This window comes from Rahnella sp. BIGb0603, from assembly GCF_024808755.1.
In the GTDB taxonomy this organism is placed as follows: Bacteria; Pseudomonadota; Gammaproteobacteria; order Enterobacterales; family Enterobacteriaceae; genus Rahnella; species Rahnella contaminans.
Genome location: NZ_JANUEX010000001.1, coordinates 182,186 through 205,629, shown reverse-complemented (window position 1 = coordinate 205,629; position 23,444 = coordinate 182,186). Strand labels below are relative to the sequence as shown.

Annotated in this window: 21 protein-coding genes; 14 read left to right on the top strand and 7 right to left on the bottom strand. The window is 50.8% G+C overall.

Going from position 1 to position 23,444, the window contains the following annotated elements; all coding sequences use genetic code 11:
- The first annotated feature begins 4 nt into the window (after positions 1-4).
- From csy1 to cas6f, 4 genes are read left to right on the top strand one after another with little or no spacing between them, the layout of a single operon-like run.
- Positions 5-1,342 (top strand): type I-F CRISPR-associated protein Csy1, encoded by a 1,338-nt coding sequence (gene csy1, locus M2403_RS00955; protein WP_259228275.1) that lies wholly within the window; start codon positions 5-7, stop codon positions 1,340-1,342.
- Positions 1,339-2,292, top strand: coding sequence for a type I-F CRISPR-associated protein Csy2 (csy2, locus tag M2403_RS00950; protein WP_259228273.1), 954 nt, complete (start codon positions 1,339-1,341; stop codon positions 2,290-2,292). The genes csy1 and csy2 overlap by 4 nt, the downstream gene beginning before the upstream one ends.
- 22 nt (positions 2,293-2,314) lie before the next feature.
- Entirely contained in the window at positions 2,315-3,334 is a 1,020-nt protein-coding gene (gene csy3, locus M2403_RS00945) for a type I-F CRISPR-associated protein Csy3 (protein ID WP_259228271.1), read from the top strand.
- A gap of 9 nt (positions 3,335-3,343) precedes the next feature.
- A complete protein-coding gene (gene cas6f / locus M2403_RS00940; protein WP_259228270.1) occupies positions 3,344-3,898 on the top strand; it encodes a type I-F CRISPR-associated endoribonuclease Cas6/Csy4 in 555 nt (184 codons plus the stop codon).
- 62 nt (positions 3,899-3,960) lie between these two features.
- Here cas6f and ftrA read toward each other — a convergent pair whose 3' ends face one another.
- Positions 3,961-4,980: a transcriptional regulator FtrA gene (gene ftrA, locus M2403_RS00935; RefSeq protein WP_259228269.1), complete on the bottom strand. Its 1,020-nt coding sequence runs from the start codon at positions 4,978-4,980 to the stop codon at positions 3,961-3,963.
- 114 nt (positions 4,981-5,094) lie between these two features.
- Between ftrA and M2403_RS00930 the strand changes: the two genes are divergently transcribed.
- The 9 genes from M2403_RS00930 (at position 5,095) to cheZ (ending at position 14,281) form a co-directional block, all read left to right on the top strand.
- Positions 5,095-6,567, top strand: coding sequence for an MFS transporter (locus M2403_RS00930; RefSeq protein WP_259228268.1), 1,473 nt, complete (start codon positions 5,095-5,097; stop codon positions 6,565-6,567).
- Positions 6,568-6,764: 197 nt separating this feature from the next.
- Positions 6,765-7,061, top strand: a complete 297-nt coding sequence (locus M2403_RS00925) for a hypothetical protein (protein WP_152325857.1) — start codon at positions 6,765-6,767, stop codon at positions 7,059-7,061.
- Positions 7,062-7,069: 8 nt separating this feature from the next.
- The gene (locus M2403_RS00920) at positions 7,070-7,663 is read left to right on the top strand and encodes a hypothetical protein (protein WP_165057061.1); all 594 of its coding nucleotides are present in this window, start codon (positions 7,070-7,072) and stop codon (positions 7,661-7,663) included.
- 101 nt (positions 7,664-7,764) lie between these two features.
- The gene (locus M2403_RS00915) at positions 7,765-9,459 is read left to right on the top strand and encodes a methyl-accepting chemotaxis protein (protein WP_152325859.1); all 1,695 of its coding nucleotides are present in this window, start codon (positions 7,765-7,767) and stop codon (positions 9,457-9,459) included.
- A 69-nt stretch (positions 9,460-9,528) separates the two neighbouring features.
- A complete protein-coding gene (locus tag M2403_RS00910) occupies positions 9,529-11,199 on the top strand; it encodes a methyl-accepting chemotaxis protein (protein ID WP_165057063.1) in 1,671 nt (556 codons plus the stop codon).
- A gap of 68 nt (positions 11,200-11,267) precedes the next feature.
- Positions 11,268-12,140, top strand: a complete 873-nt coding sequence (cheR, locus tag M2403_RS00905; protein ID WP_152325861.1) for a protein-glutamate O-methyltransferase CheR — start codon at positions 11,268-11,270, stop codon at positions 12,138-12,140.
- Positions 12,140-13,189 carry a chemotaxis response regulator protein-glutamate methylesterase gene (locus tag M2403_RS00900; RefSeq protein WP_152325862.1) on the top strand — a complete coding sequence of 350 codons (1,050 nt, stop codon included), beginning with the start codon at positions 12,140-12,142 and terminating at the stop codon, positions 13,187-13,189. The genes cheR and M2403_RS00900 overlap by 1 nt, the downstream gene beginning before the upstream one ends.
- Positions 13,190-13,236: 47 nt before the next feature.
- Positions 13,237-13,626 carry a chemotaxis response regulator CheY gene (gene cheY / locus M2403_RS00895; protein WP_104922338.1) on the top strand — a complete coding sequence of 130 codons (390 nt, stop codon included), beginning with the start codon at positions 13,237-13,239 and terminating at the stop codon, positions 13,624-13,626.
- 10 nt (positions 13,627-13,636) lie between these two features.
- Positions 13,637-14,281 carry a protein phosphatase CheZ gene (cheZ, locus tag M2403_RS00890; RefSeq protein ID WP_104922337.1) on the top strand — a complete coding sequence of 215 codons (645 nt, stop codon included), beginning with the start codon at positions 13,637-13,639 and terminating at the stop codon, positions 14,279-14,281.
- A 97-nt stretch (positions 14,282-14,378) separates the two neighbouring features.
- On the opposite strand, the gene M2403_RS00885 is transcribed toward cheZ, so the two are convergent.
- The 6 genes from M2403_RS00885 to M2403_RS00860 all read right to left on the bottom strand — a co-directional run bounded on the left by M2403_RS00885 (position 14,379) and on the right by M2403_RS00860 (position 22,196).
- Complete coding sequence (locus M2403_RS00885) at positions 14,379-15,746, bottom strand: hypothetical protein (RefSeq protein WP_259228255.1); 1,368 nt, start codon at positions 15,744-15,746, stop codon at positions 14,379-14,381.
- Positions 15,746-16,003, bottom strand: a complete 258-nt coding sequence (locus M2403_RS00880; RefSeq protein WP_259228252.1) for a PAAR domain-containing protein — start codon at positions 16,001-16,003, stop codon at positions 15,746-15,748. The genes M2403_RS00885 and M2403_RS00880 overlap by 1 nt, the downstream gene beginning before the upstream one ends.
- A gap of 71 nt (positions 16,004-16,074) precedes the next feature.
- Positions 16,075-16,779: a hypothetical protein gene (locus tag M2403_RS00875; protein WP_259228250.1), complete on the bottom strand. Its 705-nt coding sequence runs from the start codon at positions 16,777-16,779 to the stop codon at positions 16,075-16,077.
- Positions 16,780-16,824: 45 nt separating this feature from the next.
- Positions 16,825-17,520, bottom strand: a complete 696-nt coding sequence (locus M2403_RS00870) for a hypothetical protein (RefSeq protein WP_259228249.1) — start codon at positions 17,518-17,520, stop codon at positions 16,825-16,827.
- A 7-nt stretch (positions 17,521-17,527) separates the two neighbouring features.
- Positions 17,528-19,681 (bottom strand): DUF3274 domain-containing protein, encoded by a 2,154-nt coding sequence (locus M2403_RS00865; RefSeq protein ID WP_259228247.1) that lies wholly within the window; start codon positions 19,679-19,681, stop codon positions 17,528-17,530.
- Complete coding sequence (locus tag M2403_RS00860; protein ID WP_259228245.1) at positions 19,674-22,196, bottom strand: type VI secretion system tip protein VgrG; 2,523 nt, start codon at positions 22,194-22,196, stop codon at positions 19,674-19,676. Before M2403_RS00860 ends, M2403_RS00865 begins: the two co-directional genes overlap by 8 nt.
- Before the next feature lie 976 nt (positions 22,197-23,172).
- On the opposite strand from M2403_RS00860, the gene M2403_RS00855 reads away from it, so the two are divergent.
- Positions 23,173-23,364, top strand: coding sequence for a DUF4762 family protein (locus tag M2403_RS00855; RefSeq protein WP_104922336.1), 192 nt, complete (start codon positions 23,173-23,175; stop codon positions 23,362-23,364).
- The last annotated feature ends 80 nt before the right edge of the window (positions 23,365-23,444 follow it).

Below are 23,444 nucleotides of genomic sequence, written 5' to 3'. Positions count from 1 at the left end.
GAACATGGAAACACATGGATTAAGTCAGTTTATAACCGGTTACATTCACGACCGCTGCCAGTTCAAACTGGAAGCCTTCAACAAAGCCGCCGATAAGCAAATTTCCGCTGCCAGTGCGCATGAGAAAGCCGCGCTTGAGCAACAGCTATTTGAACAACGCCGTGAGCTGGAAAAGAAGTATGACGTCCGTACCTGGCTGACCGATGCCGCCGCGCGCGCGGGGCAAATCAGTCTGGTCACGCACGCGGTAAAATATTTTCATGGCGATGCGAAAGGCAGCAGCTTTTACAGCACGGTGAAAAGCGAGGGGGCGGTGTATCTCTCAACGTCAACATTACACTCTCCTGCCGTTGATGCTGTCGGGAATTCGGCTGCACTGGATGTCGCAAAACTCCTGCAAACCGGGCATGAAGGTGATTCTCTGCTCGACAGCCTTAAACGGGGCGACTATTGCGCCCTGAAAGCGCTGGCGGAAAATGAAGCACAATGCGATCAATGGGTTAACGGTTTTATGCAGGCATTGTCGGATAAAACTCTCTCTTCGCACCCGCTTGCCAAACAGCTGTATTTCCCCGTTTCTGGTGAGGCCGGTTACCATCTGCTCAGCCCGCTTTATTCTTCTTCACTGGCGCACGCGTTGCATAAACGCATTAGCCATTCCCGTTACAGCGATGAATCGGTGGCTGCACGTAAGGCACGCCGCGAAAAGGTCTGGAGTCCCGATCTTGTGCAGTTCTTCCCTGATCTTGCTGTGCAAAATGTGGGTGGCACCAAACCGCAAAATATCTCTTATCTGAACAGCGCCCGTGGCGGTAAAAATCATTTACTGCGCTGTGCGCCGCCGCAGTGGCAGCAAACCCTTAAGCCACCTGTTTCGCATAAAACTTTTCTGACGGCTGTTTCGCCTAAAGTCAGCCTGGTGGTAGCCGATCTGCGTCGTTATCTGCACAGCGTTTATAACCTCGAAAATACGAGGGAAATCCGCCAGCAACGCGCCGAATACGTGGACGAACTGATTGGTATGATCTTCAGCTATGCCGCTGAAATTCAGTCACTGACAGATCTTCAGGGCTGGAGTCAGGCCGAGGATTGCGTTCTGAAAGCGGCGCACCAGCTCTGGCTCGATCCGCTACGTCAGCATAGCGACCCTGATTTTAAACTCCGGCGCGAAGCCGGTGAGTGGATAAGTGACATTGCTGAGGATTTTGCCCACTGGCTGAATACCCGTCTGAATCAGGATGAAAAGCTCAGTACCGGTGCCGACGAATTCCGTGAATGGTCGGTGTTAATGCGCAGGCGTCTGCGGGAATTTGATGCCGCTCAGCAGGAGAACTGGCAATGAGTTATCTGATTGTTCTGCCACACATTCAGGTTGAGAACGCCAATGCGATTTCCGGCCTGACCTACGGTTTTCCGGGAATCACGCATTTTCTGGGCTTTACCCATGCGCTTTCGCGAAACGTCCAGCGGAGTCACGGACTGAGCTTCAACGGCTGCGGCGTGGTGTGCCATAAGCATCAGGTTCAGGCGCATCGTGCCAGCGAGCGCGGCGACTATTATTTTTCGCTGACGCGGATCCCGCTGACCAAAGAAGCGAAAACCGCGCCCTTCAATGAAGAAGGGCGGATGCACATGACCGTCACGCTGTTCATTGAATGTGAAGGCAGCATTTTGCATGGCGATGCGGGAGCCAGAGAACTGGAGCAACATCTGCAATCGTTGTGCGTCACTCAGCGGCTGGCGGGCGGTACGGTGACATCCATGAAACCGGTGCGGGTCATGACGTTGCCACAAAATGGCGATGAGTTACAAAACGTCACCCGTCGTGAAATGTATCGCGCATTACCGGGTTTCGCGCTGGTTGACCGCTCTGAACTGCTGGCGCAGCACGTTGCGGAACGCCGGGCGCAGGATCCTCAGGTGGAAATGATCGACGCCTGGCTGGATTTCTCAACGATTACTTACCGTGCCGGACAGCAGGAAGAGGGCTCTGCGCAATGGCAATATCAGCCGAAACCCGCGAAAGGTTATCTGGTGCCGCTGATGGTGGGATTTACCCCCATTTCGCCGTTATATGCCGCCGGTGATGTTGTCAGAACCCGTGATACCACGTCGCCATTCCGTTTTGTCGAAGCCGCCTATGGCGTCGGCGAATGGCGCAGCCCGCACCGGGTTACGGACATTCATCAGCTCATCTGGCGCTACCCGGTCAGCACTGAACACTATATCTGCAGCCACGCAAAACCGCTGCAGGAAGCCGACTTAACTGAACAAGATCACTCCGATTTCTAATCATTGAAACAAGGAAAGCACAATGACCAAAACGACTGTTACGACCGCCTCGGTTCTGGCTTTTGAACGCAAACTGGCGAACTCGGATGCACAGATGTTTGCCGGGAACTGGCATGAAATTAATGAACCGGCAAAATGGGTGCCTGTGGAAGTCAAAGAAAAGGCTGTGCGGGGCACAATCTCCAATCGTATGAAAACCGGTTCAACGACGGACCCCGCCAAACTGGACGCGGAAATTCAGAAACCTAACCTGCAACGCGTGGATGTCGCCGCGCTACCCTTTAATGCCGATACGCTAAAACTCCGGTTCACCCTGCGCGTATTAGGCAATCTTTCTTCTCCCTCGGTGTGTAACGATCAGGTTTATCAGGCGGCGATGGCAGCCGTGATTGACGGATATCGTACCGAACAGGGGTTCGGCACGCTGGCGGCGCGATATGCAGAAAACCTCGCTAATGGCCGTTTTCTCTGGCGTAACCGAATTGGTGCAGAAGATATCGCCGTACACGTTACGCACAATAATCGCTGCTGGGTGTTCAGGGCAGATGACTACAGTTTGCGCGAGTTCGGTCAGCCAGCAGGAGACCTGGCACAACTGGCCGCTGTGATTGAAGAAGGGTTGAGCGGCAATGCTTCTGTGCTGCTTACCGTTGAAGCCTTTGTGCGGCTCGGTGAGGGGCAGGAGGTGTTTCCTTCGCAGGAACTGGTGCTGGACGCCAGCCGTGACAATAAGAAAAGTAAAATTCTCTATCAGACCGGCGGTGTCGCGGCCCTGCATTCGCAGAAAATTGGCAATGCGCTGCGCACCATTGATGACTGGTATCCGCAGGCATCTGAACTGGAACTCGGACCGATAGCCGTCGAGCCTTATGGTTCGGTGACCAGCAAAGGTAAAGCCTGTCGCCAGCCCGGTCAGAAAATGGATTTCTACACCTTGCTGGATAACTGGGTGACAAAAGACAAAAAGCCGGATGCCGGGCAGCAACATTACGTGATGGCGACGCTGATACGCGGCGGCGTATTTGGTGCCAAAGGCGAGTAAGGGGCACACATGGAAAGTTATCAGGAAATCCGCATTCTTCCCGATCCGGAATTTGGTACTGAACTGCTGATGGCCGCGTTGTTTGCTAAATTACACCGCGCGCTCGGGCAACATGCAGCAGGGAAGATTGGCGTCAGTTTTCCGCATTACGCTAAGAAGCCGGGAAATGTCATCCGTCTGCACAGCACGGCGGCGATGCTGAACGTGTTGAGCCAGACGTCATGGTTAAAAGGACTGAATGATCATGTGGATATCACCGAAATTCGTGATGTTCCGGCGGGGGCGAAACACTGCTGCTTTAGTCGCGTACAGGTAAAAAGCAGCGCGGAAAGGTTACGCCGTCGTTCAGTGAAAAAAGGTTGGTTAAGCGAAGAGGAAGCCCTCGAACGTATTCCCGAGAGCAAATCACAAATGACACAACTGCCGTTTATTCAGGTGAAAAGTCTCTCGACCGGCGAATCATTCAGATTGTTTATCCGGCGTGGAGTGTTGCAGCCTGACCCTGTGGAAGGGGCGTTTGGGGCATACGGATTAAGTGCGGTGGCGACCGTACCCTGGTTTTAAGCTTAAGCTTAAGCGCAAGTTTAAGGTCAAGGTCGTGGGCTCACTGGCCCGGAGACCTGCAATCACGCGGGCATCCGGGCTCCACGCTCTTTAAGACTTCTTTCCAGAAACGTTTTACGCCATTTTGTTGGTGTGGTTCCCAGCCGCTGGCGGAAGTGATGGCGCAGGGTTTCCGGTGAGCCAAATCCTGCCTGTTCTGCGACACGGTCAATACTCAGACTGCCGTTTTCCAGCAGGGCACAGGCTTTTTCCAGCCTGACACCCAGCATCCATTCGCCCGGCGTGGTGCCGGTTGCATCATGGAAACGTCGTAAAAAGGTGCGGCGGCTCATCCCTGCTTGTGTGGCGAGTTGCTCAATGACCAGCGGCGTATTGAGATGGCTGCGCAAATCATCCAGCAGAGGGGCGAGCGTTCTGGTCTGATAGCGCGGCACCGGTTGCTGAATAAGCTGCGCCTGATTGCCCTCGCGCAGCGGCGGTGTCACCATCCGGCGCGCCGTGCGGTTTGCGACTTCAATACCGTAATCGCGGCGGATCAGATGCAGACACAAGTCAACGCCCGCCGCACCCCCGGCGGAGGTGATGATGCTGCCTTCATCGACGTAAATCATACCGTGCTCAACCTGAACCTCAGGGAACCTTTGTGCCAGTACGTCGGTGCTGTTCCAGTGCGCGGTGGCGCGTTTGCCGTTGAGCAAACCGGCAGCGCCGAGCACAAAGCTGCCCGCGCAGATCGACACAATTCTCGTGCCGTTACGATGGGCATTTTGCAGTGCCGCAATCAGCCGGTCAGGTGCCGGTTCGTGAATGCTTCGCCAGCCGGGGATAACAATCGTGCCCGCGCCTTCGAGCAGCTCCAGCCCGCCATCCACCACCAGCCGGACACCGCCCTGTGCGCCAAAGCTTCCTTCTTCAACGGAGGCGACGGACAACTCATACAATGGTTCGCCGGTCAGTTCATCGGCGCGGCCAAACGCCTCGACCGCTGTTCCAAATTCAAACGTGCATAAGCATTCGTAGGCGAGCAAAACCAGCCGCCGGTTTTGCGGCGCAGAAACGCGTGTAGCTTCGATTTTTTGCATAACAGGTCACCATCAGTTTGGCATGATCTTGACGATACATGGCATATCCGCTGATTTCCACTGCGCCGCCAATCTTCCATGCTGAACGCCTCTCAACGTTTGCAGGATTTACGCATGAAAAACACATTGGCACTGATGGCTGTGTGCCTCGCGGCCCTGATGTCAGGGCTGGAAATCTCCAGCGTACCGGTTATCTCGCCGGTTCTTGAAGCACAGCTGCACGCCAGTTTCCGCGAACTTCAGTGGATCATGAACGCGTACACGCTGGCCTGCACAACCGTGCTGATGGCAACCGGCACGCTGGCCGACCGTTTCGGACGCAAACGCGTTTTCATCATCAGTATCGCCGCGTTCGGGCTGACATCGCTGATGTGCGGATTATCCGGCAGCGCCGCGTGGCTGATTGCCGGACGTTTCCTTCAGGGCCTGAGCGGCGGCGCGATGCTGACGTGTCTCATCGCCATTCTTTCCACACAATTTCCGCAGGGCAAGGCGCGCAGCCAGGCATTCGCCGCGTGGGGGATTACCTTCGGTTTCGGGCTGGGGTTCGGGCCGATTATCGGCGCGCTTCTGGTGGCATGGCTGAGCTGGCAGTGGGTATTTCTGGTGCATTGTTTTATCGCGGTGATCACCTTGATTCTGGCGCTGAATAACGTGGTGGAATCCCGCGACGGGCGGGTCAAAAAACTCGATCTCGGCGGATTGCTGACGCTGTCGGTGACAGTGATGGGCGCAACGTATTTGATTACGCAGGGCAGCAGTCTGGGCTGGGAAAGCACGCTGGCGCGAAGCATTATTGCGGTAACGGCGCTGAGTGCGGTGCTGTTTGTCTGGACGGAGAAACGTCATCCGCACCCGATGTTTGATTTTTCGGTGTTCCGCATCAGGCCATTTTCCGGCGCGCTGATGGGGTCTGTGGGCATGAACTTCAGTTTCTGGCCGCTGATGATTTATCTGCCGGTTTATTATCAGAGCGGGCTGGGCTATACCAGCGTTGCAACCGGGCTGGCGCTTCTTGCTTACACATTACCGACGTTGCTGATGCCGCCGCTGGGTGAAAAGCTGACCGCCAGATTCGGTGCAGCACGGCTGATCCCACTGGGTTTATTCACTATCGGCGCGGGGTTTATGCTGATGAACATCGCCGTCGTAACGCATACCAGCCTGCTGCCGGGCGCACTGATTGCCGGTGCCGCGCTGGGCCTGACCAATACGCCGGTGACCAACACGACAACCGGTTCCGTCCCCGGCGACCGCGCAGGAATGGCGTCGGGCATTGATATCAGCGCGCGGCTTATCACGCTGGCAATCAACATCGCGCTGATGGGAAGCCTGCTGGTTACGGGCATCGCCGCCAGCCTGAAAGCATTGTTGCCCGCCGGAGAAAATTTACCGGCAATCGCCGAACACATCGCCGGTGGCAGCGAAGTTTCGCTGGCTGGCGGTATAGCGGCACAGGCACTGACAGAAGGTTTTTCGGGCGTCTTACTGTACGGCGCGATTGGCGTGTGGATCCTGGCGCTGATGAGTTATTTATTGTTTAACGTGAGAGGGCGGGGCAAGACCGCATCCTGCGAGCCTTACTGACGTTCAAAACCCGCGTTGCAGACTGTGCAGCGCATTTTTGCGTAATGTCTTCCATTTGCTTGAAAAACAATCATTTTCTCTGCGCATCTTTTTACCCATTATGGCGTGATAGCCCTGCAGAAGGGGCTTTACGGATAAAGACGTGAGGCAAAATAATAATTTGATTAAGTACGACAACCGGCGTACATTGAGGCCACATGAGTTTCAGAGAGATCAAATGGAAGGTGATCGAATGTTTAAAGAACGGAAATATTGAATTTGAGGCAAGGCGCGAGATTCATCTTAAGAATTTGTTGAGCACGGGTGACATCACGCCCTTTGAAGTCGCTGCGTTGATCGGCAGGGCATCCGGGGATAATCATCAGGTTCGTCCGTACCATTACGACAGCAGCATTGATGTCCACATTATCACTGTCACGAGTGCCGGAATTCACTGGTACATAAAATGGTATTTCACAGATCCAACCAGCGTTTTTATCAGCGTTCATCATTAAGGAAAATTATGATTATTTATAAAGTCGGGGATGAGAAAAAGGCGGTGTGTAGCGTCTGTGAGGCCTTACGAACCGTAAGTTATCAGCTGCGCGATGTGCCGTTTGATGATGGCAGTGGTAGGGTGAAAAATATCATCGCGGGCGTCTGTAAAACCTGCGATAACGTTGCGGTAATCCCTTTTCAGTCTGTGCCCGCCATCAGAAAGCAGTTGCAGATACAGCGCAAGGCTGTGGAAAGTCGTGTGCCTGCGCACATGATTGACCTGCTCAATCTGGCGAGTGCGGAACTCGGTGCAACGCCTGATTTCGTCCCGTTGCTGCTCAAGTATTACATTCATCAGCTGGCATCAAATCCGCAAGCGGCCAGGCGTCTGGTGACGTTGCTGACGTCAGAACTGGCGACCGGTCTGGCCAATAAACGCCTTTCCCTGAAGGGGCGTGAAATTGGCAATGATATTGATAAACTTAAAACCCTTTCCCAAATCGATAACACCACCGAATTACTCAAAGGCGTAGTATTGACCATCTACAACGACCTTCTGGTGAACCCTGACGCGAAACGCATTGCGCTGTTAAAGAGTTTTGTCGCCACCGTTGCCTGACCCCCCTGACTCCTCCAAAAAAATCTGATCCTCATCACATAAAGTTCCCGCACTTTCTGCCGATAACTGTTCCAGATAAATCCCATTTAAAAAGGAACAACATGTTTAACCGTATGAAAGTGGTCACGGGTATCGTGATCTTACTGGTGGTCTTCGGTGCTTTACAGTTGGTATCCGGCGGCCTGTTCTTTAAATCCTTAAAGACAGACAAAGACAACTTCACCACTTCGCAGGAGATCCGTTTACAACAGGCGGAATTCAACGCCAGCTGGATTTACCTGCTGCAAACCCGCAACACGCTTAACCGCGCAGGCATCCGTTTCATGCTTGACGCTAATCAGATGGGCAGCGGTGCGACGGTTAAGGAACTCATTGATACCGCGACGAAAGATCTGCAAATCGCCGATCAGCATTTTGCCAATTATCAAAAGATTCCTGTCGATGCCAGCCAGAACCCGGAATACGCGGCAGACGCTAAAAAGCAATATCAGGTTCTGCACGACGCGCTTTCTGAACTGATCGAACTGATTGGTCTGGGCCGTATCAATGATTTCTTCGAACAACCCACGCAGCAGTATCAGGACAACTTCGAAAAAGCCTTCGTCACGTATATCGATCAGAACGATCGCCTGTACAACGACGCCGTTCAGATCAGTGATAACTCCTTCACCCACGCCTTGTGGATGCTGGGCACCGTGCTGGCTGTGCTGATTATTTTCATGGTTCTGGCCTGGTTGGGCGTGCAGAAAATTCTGGTCCATCCGCTGAAAAATATTGTCGAGACCATCCGCAAAATTGCAACTGGTGACCTGACGCACGAAATAGTCGTGAAAAGCCGTAATGAAATCGGCCAGCTTGCCGATAGTCTCAAGTACATGCAGGACGAATTGATTCGCACCGTATCTGGCGTGCGTCACGGCGCCGATGCCATTTACAGCGGAGCGAGCGAAATTTCTGCCGGTAACAGCGATTTGTCTTCGCGCACCGAGCAACAGGCGTCCGCGCTGGAAGAAACCGCCGCCAGCATGGAACAGCTGACCGCCACGGTGAAACAGAATGCCGAAAACGCCCGTCAGGCCAGCCAGCTGGCACTGAGCGCGTCTGAAACCGCACAAAAGGGTGGGAAAGTGGTGGCAAACGTGGTCGATACCATGAATGACATCGCCAGCAGCTCGAAGAAAATCACCGACATTACCGGTGTAATCGACGGGATTGCGTTCCAGACCAACATTCTGGCGCTGAACGCCGCCGTAGAAGCCGCGCGCGCAGGTGAGCAGGGCCGCGGGTTCGCGGTTGTGGCCGGTGAAGTTCGTACGCTGGCGCAACGCAGCGCGCAGGCAGCAAAAGAAATTAAAGGGCTGATAGATGATTCTGTCAGCCGTATTAATACCGGTTCAGTGCTGGCTGAAAGTGCCGGTGAAACCATGCACGACATGGTGAACGCCGTTACGCGTGTGACCGACATTATGGGCGAAATCACCTCGGCTTCTGATGAACAGAGCCGCGGCATTGAGCAGGTCGCACAAGCTATCACTGAAATGGATCGGGTGACGCAGCAGAACGCCTCACTGGTTGAAGAATCCGCGTCCGCTTCGGCGGCCCTGGAAGAGCAGGCAAGCCTGCTGACGCAATCTGTAGCGGTGTTTACGCTGAGCCAGACCGCAAATAACAGCGTGCGCCAGAACCCGGGCACTTCGGCAAGACTGCCTCTGTTGACTCCGAACCTTTCAGGTTCTAAAGCCGGTTCAGGTGGAGCGCAAAGTACAGATTTAACCGAAAACTGGGAAACCTTCTGAGTCACGTACATCGCATAATTATATAAGAAAGAAGGTGACGGTCAGGGCTGTCACCCAACGAGGTTATCCATGTTTAAGCACATCCGTGTGTCCACCTGCATGTTTTTGTTATTGTTAGTTTTTTTCGTTATGCAACTGGTTAGTAGCGGTTTATCGCTGCAAGCTGCCCACACGGATAAGTTGAATTTTGAGCAGATATCCAACACCGCTGAACAGCGTGATGCGCTCAGCCAGACCTGGTCATATTTGCTGCAAACCCGTAATACCCTGAACCGCGCGGCGACGCGTCTGGCGCTGAAACAGCCGCAGGACACCGTAACGCAGCTGATGGGTGACGCTAAAAACAGCCTGAAAAGTGCTGAAGATTCTTACGCTGTTTTCCTGGCTCTGCCTCGCAGAACTGAAAAAGCCGCTGAACTGACGACCGTGAATAAAGCCAGCTACGAAGCGCTGCACGGTATGTTGCAGGTTCTGATTGATTCGTTATCGCGCGGCGACATGGACGGATTCCTCGCCAGCCCGACGCAGAAATATCAGGATTTGTTCCAGAAAGAAGTGGGTAATTACACCGCTTATGTGGGCGGACGTTTCCAGCAGGCGCAAACGCAAACTGCGGATTCTTATCAGAGCGTGATGATCAACACCACCATCGTCACGGTGCTGTTGCTGGTACTGACGGCGCTGGCGCTGGTCGTAACCCGTCGCATTCTGTTCACTCCGCTGACTATCATGCGCGGCCATTTTGACCGTATCGGTGCCGGGGATATTTCCGCGCCAATCACGGTGGAAGGGCGCTACGAAATTAAAGTGATGCTCGAAAGCCTGCAACAGATGCAGCAGTCGCTGGCCGAAACCGTCCGCACCGTACGCCACGGCGCTGACACGATGTTCTCCGGCCTGAAAGGCATTGCAGCCGGTAACACAGATTTGTCTTCACGCACCGAGCAACAGGCTTCGGCGCTGGAAGAAACCGCGGCCAGCATGGAAGAGCTGACCGCGACCGTGAAACAGAACGCCGAGAACGCCCGTCAGGCCACACAGCTGGCGCGTGATGCATCCAATACCGCAGAAAAAGGCGGCGAACTGACCGGCAACGTGGTGAGAACCATGAATGATATCGCCGGAAGCTCGAAGAAAATCAGCGCAATCACCAGCGTGATTGACGGCATCGCTTTCCAGACCAACATTCTGGCGCTGAACGCCGCAGTCGAAGCGGCGCGTGCCGGTGAGCAGGGTCGCGGATTTGCGGTCGTGGCCGGTGAAGTTCGCAGTCTGGCACAGCGCAGTGCGCAGGCTGCCAAAGAAATTAAGGCGCTGATAGATGAATCTGTCAGCCGCGTCAGTCAGGGTTCTGTTCTGGTGGAATCCGCCGGTAACACGATGGATGACATCGTGCGCGCCGTGACCCGCGTTACCGACATCATGGGCGAAATCGCCTCGGCGTCAGACGAACAAAGCCGCGGAATCGAACAGGTTTCGATTGCCGTGACACAAATGGATCAGGTGACTCAGCAAAACGCCGCGCTGGTTCAGCAGGCTGCTGCTTCCACGCACGCGCTTGAAATTGAATCTGAGAATCTGACCCGCGCAGTATCGGTGTTCCGCCTCGCCACCGCCGGGGGCGTGTTGCAACGCCGCAGTGGCCAGTCGCAGGCCTTTACACCACGCCAGGTGGCTCAACCCACGTTACTTCCGGCTACCGCGCGAGCGGGTTCGGCAGATAACTGGGAAACCTTCTGACAGGCTAATTTGGATGAAGCGTCAATGGGGTTTCCGTCACACCACCTGTCCATTAATGGAGCTGCACCATGAATCAACCAGGCTCGCCAATGAGTGCTGATAACTCTTCGATCATGGCACAGATGATCCAGCGTTTACCGCTGTCAGATACGCATTTCCGCCGGATCAGTGAGCTGATTTATCAGCGGGCGGGAATTGTACTGGCGGACCATAAACGCGAAATGGTCTACAACCGGCTTGTCCGGCGGTTGCGGATCCTCGGGCTTAATGACTTCAGCAGTTACATGGCTTTGCTGGAGAGTGACAGCAACAGCCCGGAGTGGCAGGCGTTTATCAATGCGCTGACCACCAACCTGACGGCATTTTTCCGCGAGGCGCATCATTTCCCTATTCTGGCGGAGCATGCCCGTTCGCGCCCAAATAATTACAGCGTCTGGAGTACGGCGGCATCGACCGGTGAAGAGCCGTATTCCATCGCCATGACGCTCAGCGAAGCACTGGGGCCGCGGATGGCAAACTGCCGCATTCAGGCCAGCGATATCGACACGCAGGTACTTGAGAAAGCTACGGCGGGCGTTTACCGGCTGGAAGAGCTGCGCACGCTCAGCCCGCAGCAGTTGCAGAAATTCTTCCTCAAAGGCACCGGTCCGCACAGTGGCCTGGTGCGTGTACGTCCCGAACTGGCGCAGATGGTGGCTTTCCAGCAACTGAATCTGCTGGCAAGCCAATGGCAGCTGAACGGTCCGTTTGATGCAATTTTCTGCCGCAATGTGATGATTTATTTCGATAAAGAAACACAGGAGAAAATTTTACGCCGATTTGTTCCGTTACTTAAACCGGGTGGCCTGATGTTCGCCGGACACTCCGAAAACTTCAGCCAAATCAGCCGGGAATTTTATTTGCGCGGCCAGACCGTCTACGGCCTCGCCAAGGAGAGGTAATGAATAAAATCAGAGTGTTGAGCGTCGATGACTCGGCGTTAATGCGTCAGCTGATGACGGAAATCATCAACAGCCATCCGGATATGGAAATGGTGGCGACCGCGCCGGACCCTCTGGTGGCGCGCGACCTCATCAAGAAATTTAATCCGGATGTTCTGACGCTGGATGTCGAAATGCCGCGCATGGACGGTCTGGATTTTCTGGAAAAGCTGATGCGTCTGCGCCCGATGCCGGTGGTGATGGTGTCGTCGCTGACCGGTAAAGGCTCAGAAATTACGCTGCGCGCACTGGAACTGGGGGCGATCGATTTCGTCACCAAACCGCAGCTCGGTATCCGCGAAGGGATGCTGGCCTACAGCGAAATGATTGCCGATAAGATTCGTACGGCGTCAAAAGCGCGTCTCAACAAAAACGTCAACGTTGAGCAGCCACGCATTCTCAGCCATACGCCGCTTCTGAGCAGTGAAAAGCTGATTGCCATCGGGTCGTCGACCGGCGGCACCGAAGCGATTCGTCACGTGTTGCAACCACTGCCGCCGACCTGTCCGGCGCTGATGATTACGCAACATATGCCACCGGGTTTTACCCGCTCTTTTGCCGAACGTCTGAACAAACTGTGTCAGATCACCGTGAAAGAGGCCGAGGACGGCGAGCGCGTTCTGCCGGGTCATGCGTATATCGCACCGGGCGACAGACATATGGAACTGGCGCGCAGTGGCGCCAACTATCAGGTTAAGTTGAACGACGGGCCCGCGGTGAACCGCCATCGTCCGTCGGTCGACGTGTTATTCCGTTCGGTGGCGCAGTATGCCGGACGCAATGCCGTTGGGGTGATCCTGACGGGAATGGGCAATGACGGGGCCGCCGGCATGCTGGAGATGCACCGCGCAGGGGCGTATACCCTTGCACAAAACGAAGCCAGCTGTGTGGTATTCGGTATGCCTCGTGAGGCGATCGCGACCGGTGGCGTAAACGAAGTGGTGGATCTCAGTCAAATCAGTCAGCGGATGCTGGCACAAATATCAGCCGGTCAGGCATTACGTATTTAATTTTTCAGCCTCGCGGCTTAGCACCAAACCTTAGGAGTAGATAAAACATGGCCGATCCAAATCTGAGATTTCTGGTAGTTGACGATTTCTCTACCATGCGTCGTATCGTGCGCAACCTGCTGAAAGAGCTGGGCTTCAACAACGTTGAAGAAGCAGAAGATGGTGTCGATGCACTGAACAAACTGCGTGCCGGTGGTTTCGACTTCGTGGTATCCGACTGGAACATGCCAAACATGGACGGTCTGGATCTGCTGAAAACCATCCGCGCTGATGGCGCATTAGCCAAGCTGCCGGTGCTGATGGTGACGGCAGAAGCGAAGAAAGAAAACATTGTGGCAGCCGCACAGGCCGGTGCCAGTGGTTATGTTGTGAAACCTTTCACTGCGGCCACGTTGGAAGAAAAACTGGGCAAAATCTTCGAAAAACTGGGCATGTAGGAGCTGATTTATGGCAGAGATACCAATGCCTGCAAATGATGCGGCAACCGCGGGCGAGATTATCGCCCGCATTGGGCAACTGACCCGTATGTTGCGTGACAGTATGCGTGAACTTGGCCTGGATCAGGCCATTGCTCAGGCGGCTGAAGCCATTCCTGACGCGCGCGACCGTCTCGATTACGTCGTCACTATGACCGCTCAGGCCGCAGAACGCGCCCTGAACAGCGTTGAAGCCGCACAGCCACGCCAGAACAAACTTGAGTCAGGCGCGAAAAAGCTGGATAAGCGCTGGGATGAATGGTTCGAAAACCCGATTGAGTTATCGGACGCGCGCGAACTGGTCACGGATACCCGCAGCTACCTGAAAGAAGTCCCTGAGCACACCAGCTTTACCAATGCTCAGCTGATGGAAATCATGATGGCGCAGGACTTCCAGGATCTCACCGGTCAGGTGATCAAGCGCATGATGATTGTGGTTCAGGAAATTGAAAATCAGCTGCTGATGGTGCTGATGGAAAACATTCCTGAGCAGCAGGTTAAAGCCAAGCGTGAAAACGACAGTCTGCTTAACGGCCCGCAACTCGACGCCAACGGCGTCGGTGTTGTCGCTTCGCAAGAACAGGTCGACGACCTGCTGGATTCGTTAGGTTTCTGATGTGTTGGTTTGAATACCTGCCCGGTTATCGTTCTTTATCGCCGGGCAGGTATAGCTCATTTATATCGCAAAATAACGAATATTTTTAATACCCTCGTCAAATTAGATCGTCCATATCTGACCAGGCCTGGTCTGCAGAGGCTTTTGACAGAGCAAAACCAAGCCCAAAAGTGACGAGAATGACAAGGACCGCACCCGTAATCATAAGATAAATCGAAAGATCCCCGGTGTTTTCTAGTACTAAAAATGTCAACATCATCAGCGAAAATACCATGGCGGGAAATGCATAATGTATGGGTGTTAAAACCTCGCTGTGTTCAGGTTCTGCCGGAAGTTTGGGTATTTCTGAAGACAAAATAGCGAGTGCAGGTCGGTTTTTTTCTGAGGTGGCAACCAGTTGTGAACCCTGGCCGTACATCACAGCATCAGAGGCAAAAGCAAGCGCAAGCCACTGATAGCTGGCTGAATACTCTCCGAGTGATGTTTCTAACGATAACCTGTCCTGACCTGTTTTAGATTCGCTTAGCGCGTTCAGCAGAGGATATTTTTCGCTCTTCGATAAACCAGTATGCCATAGCGTTTTTGCAGGTTTTGCTTGTTCAGCAGCGAGAAAAACAGGAACTGATTTTGTTAATTCCATTTCACTCATTAATGGCTGGAAAAGGTAAACGGGTTCAGGTTTTTCCTGCGCAATATAGTTTTCGCAAATAAAAAACGCACTGGCGTTTTCCATATACCGGCTATCATCTCCATGGAGATCTGCAATGATAATGAGATGTAAGGGTTGATATGTAATTCCGGATTGATAGATTATGTCGGTAAGAATATTATATGCAGGACATTCGTCCAGGGAAGTTATGCTTTCCTCACGGCAGGAAATATTCATCTTCGCAAGAACTTCGATAAGCTCTGATTTCGCTGATTCATTTTCTCCTCTCATCCAGCAGGTTATATTGAGGTCCGGATGTTGCCTTAATTTAACAGAAATAGGTTTCAGCAGTTTTTCGAGTAACTGCTGTGTTCGGGACATAACAAATTCATCATCCATCTCTAGTTTGTGCGGGGTTTTCTGTCCAAGTGGAAACTCACCTTCAAGTTTCAACATCTTCAAAGAAATATCATCAACCGGAGCAACAGTAGACCAAGCCGCGATGGTCAGATATTCCCTTGCATATTTTTTAATGTGATACAGTTTCCTGTCAGCAATGTTTTTCCTGACATCCAGATAAAAGGAATTCGCACTGATAAACATAGCGATAAAACTTAAAATTATTGAGATAATTACTATGGGGATGATAATTCCGTAATAGAGAAACGTACTATCAACGTGTTTTCCCTCCGGCCAGCTAAACGTTCTGATAGCCAGTGAAATACTGCATGCAATAGTGTATAAAAATAATATCAGGCCCCAGTGTGGTTTTATTCCTTGCGGCTCCTTTTGAGGTGGATAGAGTCTCCATTCCATTATGCAACACCTGCAATGGGTAATGTTGTGATGATCTTACATCCACAGGCGGCTTTACATCCATTCACAACAACACCTCGCCCGTTCATCGTCCAGGTTTCGTGGCATTCGGTTATCGGAAATACGCCTTTATGCTCAGGGCAAATAACCGTGTCACCTTTAAGCGCTACAGCAATCCCCATGAATTCAGAGCCTGATGCCTGATTGACATGTCCGCCTGAAATCAGCGGATCATTTAAGCGAATTACACCTTGCATAAAATTCCTTTTATAAATAATAGCGTCTGGCAGTCAGCATGTTTTCAAAGTGTCTTTTATAATCACAAAACTTATCTGCCCGCATCCATATCACAACGCATATGGTCCCAGCCCTGATAGTTTTTGACCTCAGGAACCTTATCGGGTAAATCCTGATAATTGGTATGATATTGAGCCGTGTCTTCAGCAAGACCTCGTTTAGTGATGTAATCCAGACCCCAGGCAGGACCGGGAAACTCGGGTTTAATGTGGTGATGGTCACCGTTTATCTGATAGTCAATTCCCGGGCCTCCAGTTGCGAGACGTGGGTCATCAAAAGGCTTTGACGACATATACAGGCTGTTCTTAGTGAGCAAAAATCCCTGATCGTTGACGACGGTGAAAGAAATTACATCATCGTAATAAGGAGTATCGTCACCATTAGGTTCATTCGGCCCGGGAGAAATCCTTGCTCCACCTATTTCCCAGGTCTGTCCGTAATCTTTAGATGCGGAGAAACCCGTTGTCACCTTCCCCCACCAGGGAATAGCAATATAACGCTTAGAAGGATGAACATACTGACGCGTAAATATGCGATAAAACTGACTGGCAATGATCGAATGTATTTGACGCTGCGTGTCTGTGTACCAAAGCTCGCCCTCGCAATCCCAGCCTTTGAGTTCCAGATAGCGGTGGTCATCAAAGCGATAAACCACCTGCGTCGGCGGCTGTTTAGCCTGACATTCTATAACGGCAAGCATCAGCAGCCAGCCAGTGATGATTCTAAGATTCTTCATAATCCAATCCCTGTTATTTAACGAATCGCGTGCGCGCGTTATCCCTTATCTGCCCGCATCCATATCACAACGCATATGGTCCCAGCCCTGATAGTTTTTGACCTCAGGAACCTTATCGGGCAAATCCTGCCAGTTAGTTTTGAATTGCTGTGTAGATTCAGATAGCCCTGATTTGGTCATATAAACTAACCCCCATGGCCAACCAGAATTACTGGGCTCAAGTGTTTCCATCGTCCCATCTTCAAGTTTGTACGGTATTCCCGGGCCATTTGGGGATACTCGTGGGTCATCAAAAGGCTTTGACGACATATACAGACTGTTCTTGGTGAGCAAAAATCCCTGATCGTTGACGACGGTGAAAGAAATTACATCATCGTATGGCGCATAGTCATCACCGTTTGGCTCATTATGGGCTGGCGAAAATCTAACGCTGTTCCATGTCTGTCCGTGGTCTTTTGAAACGATAAATCCTCCGGCTCCCCAACCTGTAATAGCAATATATTTTTCCGAAGGATGCACAAATTTACGGGTGAAAATCCGATAAAACTGGCTGACAGGTTCTGTATGGATATTTTTTTTCGTGTCTGTGTACCAAAGCTCGCCCTCGCAATCCCAGCCTTTGAGTTCCAGATAGCGGTGGTCATCAAAGCGATAAACCACCTGCACAGGCGGCTCTTTGGCGTAAACCATTGTCGTTATAAGCGTAAGAAAAAAACTAGCCAAAAATAGTAGTCCTTTCATTGTTGAATCACTCCAGTTCTTTATTGTTAAGGGGGCGTGGCATTGCCCATTGAGTTACAGTGGCAGTTTGCTTATCTCCGCCTAACAAAATATCCAATTCCCCCATATTGAGTGGCCTTTCTCTCTTCCCGTAATCATTAACTACCCCGAACTCACCTTTGGGCAGTATTTCATCTGGTTTATTCATAAACCATTTGGTCTGGGGTTCATCGAGTTTACCTTTTAGGTAATAATCTTTAGCAGCTATATTTCCCGTTTGTGAATCGCGCCAATCAGCCCGATGCAGTAATGCTTCCCAAAATTTTCCTGACTGATAATCGAATGACTTACATTGACCAATCGCCAGGTCAAAGGCCATTGCATGGGATGGTGCATATTTGCTCGCAACAATAGAGGAATGTTGGCTATATCCAACAGGGTCCGTTTTCTCCCATTCCTTTTCTAATTCTTCACGTGTTTTGAGCCAGGTCAGTTGTATGCCTCTGTCTGATACCGTTCCGGTAATTACGCCGTAGATGATTTGCTTTTTGCGATCAATACTTTCTATGGCCAGCTGGCTATCGTTCAGAACTGAGCCCGGCCGGAGTTCCGGGTAACTGTATTTATCAAGGGAATAGACGGCCTTATCTGTTCTGCTGATGGCATTGGCTTTAGCCGAATAGGAAATCACTTTATCCGGGCTGTCTTCATCAATATCTGTCTCATAAGGGGTATCACACGTCGACGGATCGTTATCCGGGTGATTATCTTCGCCCATCAGTTTAAATATGAACGTTTCCGGAAGTTCTTCGCCATTAACGATGACATCACGGTAGGAGTAATAAGAATTCATTCCAAAGGTGGTCGTGAAGTCATCTTCCCCGGCCCAAGGTAATACAAATGGTTCATCGGTAGGTTTTTTCCCGACTACGCCATGCTGATAAAAAACTCTTTGAAAAAGATTAGGGATATTTTTGGCTATATCTTCAGAAACGCCTCTCCAGCCAAATCCTTTAACGTTTTGAAGTGAAACGGTGCCGTCCACCGGGCAAAAGTAATTGTATATTTTGCCGTTATTATTTCTGCTGTAGCGGGGATCGCTGTGCCACTTGTTCTTGCTGGCAGAAGGCAGTGTACATAAATCTTCAAGGTTCTTAATTTCACCTTCTGACAGTTGCCCTCCCTGATATTGCGTGGCCATTAGCTTGCAGAAATTACTGAACGTTTCCTGCCTTGCTTTGTCCGTCTGATGATGTCCTTCCTGTAAATTCTCATTAAAACGGCTTTCCAGTGAATAGGGTGAATGATTGAGAATCACACAATTTACCGGATTGAGACCGGCCTGTTTCACCAGCATATTTGCCAGCATGGTGATGATTGTCCCCTGGCTGTGGGCGACAATATTTATCACATCTTTTGCTGTTGTCGGGTTACTTCGTATTTGTAAAATGAGGTCTGCGAGTCTTTGCGCGGCAAAGAACTGATAGATACGGTGCGGGTTGTGATAGATCGGGTGGGTATAATTCCCGCCGTTCATATACAAGGTACCGAACCCGGCGGCGGCCACGACCAGGCCATTTGACCCCGGCCCCAGCATATCCGGGATATTGGTCGTGGCATTGGCAAACGTGCCGCCGCCTTTGGCAAAATTCACATCAAGGGCATTTTTAAAACTGTCATTCTGAAACTTAATGCCATTACTGCCGTCATTTCCGTTTTCCGCCATCTTTTTGGGGTCGTTTTCCTGATAGCTGTCATAAGGAATTTTTGCGCCATCTTTCAGGGTAGTGACTTCGTCACGGTAGCGTTTCTGGTCGGCTTTCCAGTCATCGCGGGTTACGGGTTTGTAACCCCAGTAAAAAGGGATGACCGGTGAACGTCCCGGGGCGGTGATTTTGGTCTGGGCATCTTCATTGTGCATTGCAATGAAGTCTTTCCACTCATGTGCATAAAGATCGCTGCGGTCGAGGCGTTTTCTCAATCCCTCAATAATGCCCGTTTCCTGATTCTGGTACGCTTCGCCCACATCATTGACGCCGTGGACCAAAATGACGATGCAGGGCATAGGGCGGGGAACTGAGACTTTGCAGGTTTGAGCCACTTCGCCCAGTGACTGATGAACCCCCATCTCGTTTTTCGCCACGATTTTTGGCTGGTAAGGACTGGCTTTAGTATCAGTCATGGATAAGCTCCATCTTAAATGTTTCTATATCGTCACTGTCGAGCAGTGAGGATTGTCCTTTGGCGTCGGTGACACCTTCAATGACGTTACCGGTCGAACTGGTGAGTCGGAATTTTTGATTCGGTAATGTTTGTTCCGCATCGTCCTGCGCGTGAAGCTGGAAGCGACGTTTGAATGTTCCTTTCTCGAATGCAGGGACGGTTGTTTTCACACTTTCCGGGCCTTTGAAGGCCAGATTAGGTCCTTTCAGGTCGATAGCCGTGGGTGAGAAAATCTCAACTGAACCATCGGCGTTGATGCGTATACCGCCTCCGCCGCAGGAAAGTTGAATTCCCTGTTTCGCACTGGCATTCACTTTGCCGTCGGTGCTCATCAGGGTGAAATCCTTCTGAGAAAGGAAATGCATTTCACCGCGCTGAGCCTGCGCATCAATATTGCCTTCACCGGCAATCATCTGGATCCCGAGTTTTCGGGCAAAGAGCGAGAGCTTATCTCCCACGGCCAGTGAGAATTTTTTAAGCACGTTTACGCTTGCATTGCTTCCTGCCGTGGCAATCAGGTCTGCACCGGCTGAAAGCTGTAAGCTTTCCGGTGTGGCAAAAGCCTGCCCCTTTGCGGCATAGGCTAAAAGGCCGGGAGCCTGCAATTTATCCAATGCCTGCTTCAACTGTTCCTGAGGCTCAGACTCCGCGGCGCTGGCTCCGGCGGTCGTGGCGCATTGCTGAAGCGTTCGCGCAAGCGATAAAGCACTTTCGAGGGCAGCGACAGCAGCGGTCATATCGAGCTGCTGCCCCTGCGCTTTGGGCTGTGGCTCTGTTGTCAGCATGAGCCCTTTGGCTGCACGGACAGCTATCCAGTGATCGGTTCTGGCCTCAAGGCCTTCACCCCGCATTTTTCTTTCTGCATCCACCAGATGCCCGGCACTAACCTGACTTTTACCGTACTCCGTCGAAATCTTTATATGTTCCTGATTTCTTTTATCTTCAAGCCGTATTTTGTTCTGTGAAGGAGTGCGAATAATGTTGCGTGTGTCATTGCGCATATTCACAAGGTCAGGATGTGCGCCATCGTGCATGACATGGGATATAAAGGGTCTGTCTGGGTCGCCGCCTTCAAATGCAATGGCGACTTCAGTCGAATTTATTAAAGGGAAATGAAAACCATATGTGTCGCCCGCATAAGGCCTGCCCAGTCGGATCAATGCACTTTCATAACCTTTTTTCTTAGCCTCCAGATCAAAATCAAATTTTACGGTGTAGCGGCCGAACATGTCGGTGCTGGCATACGTGGCATTTTCTCCACGGATGGTCACCCGTCCGGGCACTGTCCCGGCAATCACCGGGCGGTGAAGACGCTCGGGCCGGTAACAATAACTTTCGCTGTACGGTATACCGCGTAATTTCGCCAAAAAATGTTCGCCGCGGCTGCCACTTATTTCTATCACGCAAACAACAAAACCGCCTTTGAACCCCTCAGGAACATCCCCCTGCGGATTGAAAAGGACGCCGGGGCTCATCTCCGGCGTATTCGTTACAGCACTTAATATGCTCTGATTATTCAGGTGATATTCATGGCGCACCCTGGCATAAAAAGTCGCTGTTTCACTACTTTTACCGTCTGAGCTTCCTTTTTCCAGAGGGTTATCCGCATAAATATAATCGCGACCTGATGAAATCTTATCCGGCAGGTTGTGCACGTAGACAGATTTTTTAGCATCAGGAGAAAGGGCTTCACGATAGTTATAATTACGACTCTGAACGCCTTCCGGGATGACAGAATAGAACTCCTGAAGCTGAGTGATATATTCACCGTCACTCGCCATGCCCGAATCAGGGACGTACGAAAGCAACTTGTCGCTGAAAAGATAAGCACTTCCTGAATCGCCGAAAACAGTAACTGTTTCGGTTATCACGTCTGGGTGGTTTTCGAATCTAAACCAGATACCGACTTCGGCAAGTAAACGCCGGATAAAAGTCAGATCGGTTTCTTGCCACTGGATCACCATTTCCCGCAGCGGGTAGGTGAGCGTCAGTTTTTCTAAATCGACCTGATACCCTTTAATTTCCTGGTGTTCCAGCAGGACCTTTTTTACCAGGTCAGGAACGGTAACATTCAGGTACACCGCAGATTTTCGGGTGCGGTCTAGTAACGCCATCTCTTGCTCGAGTACGCACTCATAGAGTGTTTCATCAGCCGATGAACTAATACGGGAGAATGATGTAATAACGCCATTTATCTGTTTGATTTGATGCCATTTCGGCTGACTTTCCCAGGAATTGTCAGAGCCAGGCGCACGCATAATGAAACTGGCGTAGCAATTGAGAATTTGATCAAGAGGGATATTCAGGCTGGGACTCGTAAATTTAATCACGTACCTGTAGGGATGACTTAAAGACTCAGTGGCAGTAAAAGAGAGTACATCGGATGTTATTGAATCGTGATGCTGAAATAATAATAGGTATCTATTAAGGGTGTCGTTAATTTGGATGTTAAAACCACTATTCTGATTATCCATAATCACTCCTGAAATATAGTTTTAATGAATGTATTATTTAAGCTGTGCTGACAAATAAAAAATATAACTGAATTTGAAAAATACGTATGTTGAATGAGTCCGTATGTTATTAACGTTTTTTCAAATATGTTGTGAGCTGAGAACAAAAACACTGATAAAAGGCAGCATTCCCCATACCGTCTTGTTTCCTTTCCGGAAAGATATAAATGAATAAAAGAGATTTTGGGGGGGCAGTATATCATGCTCGCTATGATGAATTATCAAAAATACCTTAGACGTGCGATTTTTATCTGAGATGAAAAGGGCGAGTAACAAGTTCTTATAAGTTGTATCGCCGCAAATTTCTCCTCTTTGTCACCTCCATAATGTTGAGCCGTTTGTTCATACTGTCTCTGAGATAATGAAGTTGCAGCCACGTTATCGAAGTCCGGTGGTTCCAATCGCTAACGCAAAGTCAGCGCATCAGGGCCTTCTCGTTCCTTAGAAAATGGATAAAAACACGCCTCTCTGTCCAGTAATTCTCCTCTTTTTATGAACCTTGATGCAGTGCTGCGTTCTTTTTGAAATTTTTTTAAAAAAATTTCATGTCGCAGGATCCTGGACTCCTACGCTTATCCGGGAAAAATCCTGGAAACAAATTAATCCAGATCTGTCTACGGGGGAGGGGGAAATTATCCGTTATCTTTTGCTCTTAATATTTAATAAGAAATATCCTGGTTCTGCTGTGGGTCGATGGTAAATATTGGGCAGAAAGTTGCCTTTGTGGTGTATTGCCCAATTAAAAAACCGTCGCTACAATACGCCGCATTCGCCACTGAACTGACGGGAAATAATAATTCCATCAGGCGGTTGTGAATTATGGAAATATATAAATGTATTTTCTATGCCGGGCAAAAACTGTTTTTTATAAACATTATGTTTATAAAGTGAGTCACGCTCAATTAACTCTTAACAGGTACTTAAATAAGGATATCACATGAAAAAGATCAACATGACTGAAGCAAGCACAATCGTTGGCGGCACCACGACTTGCGTTAACAGCTTCGAACTGAACCTGGTGGGTAATGCCACAGTTTGTAACGCTGTTAAAACGTGTACTGACAAAAACGGCGTTGTGACTAAAACCTTTACTGCTGCTGCAATCATCAACTGCGGTAGCGTAGGCTGAGAGTAAATATTCTCTCTGTAAGTTGGAATAAATCCAGGTAGTCATATTTATTCTGACCGGGCGTTGTATTGCAGTAATAC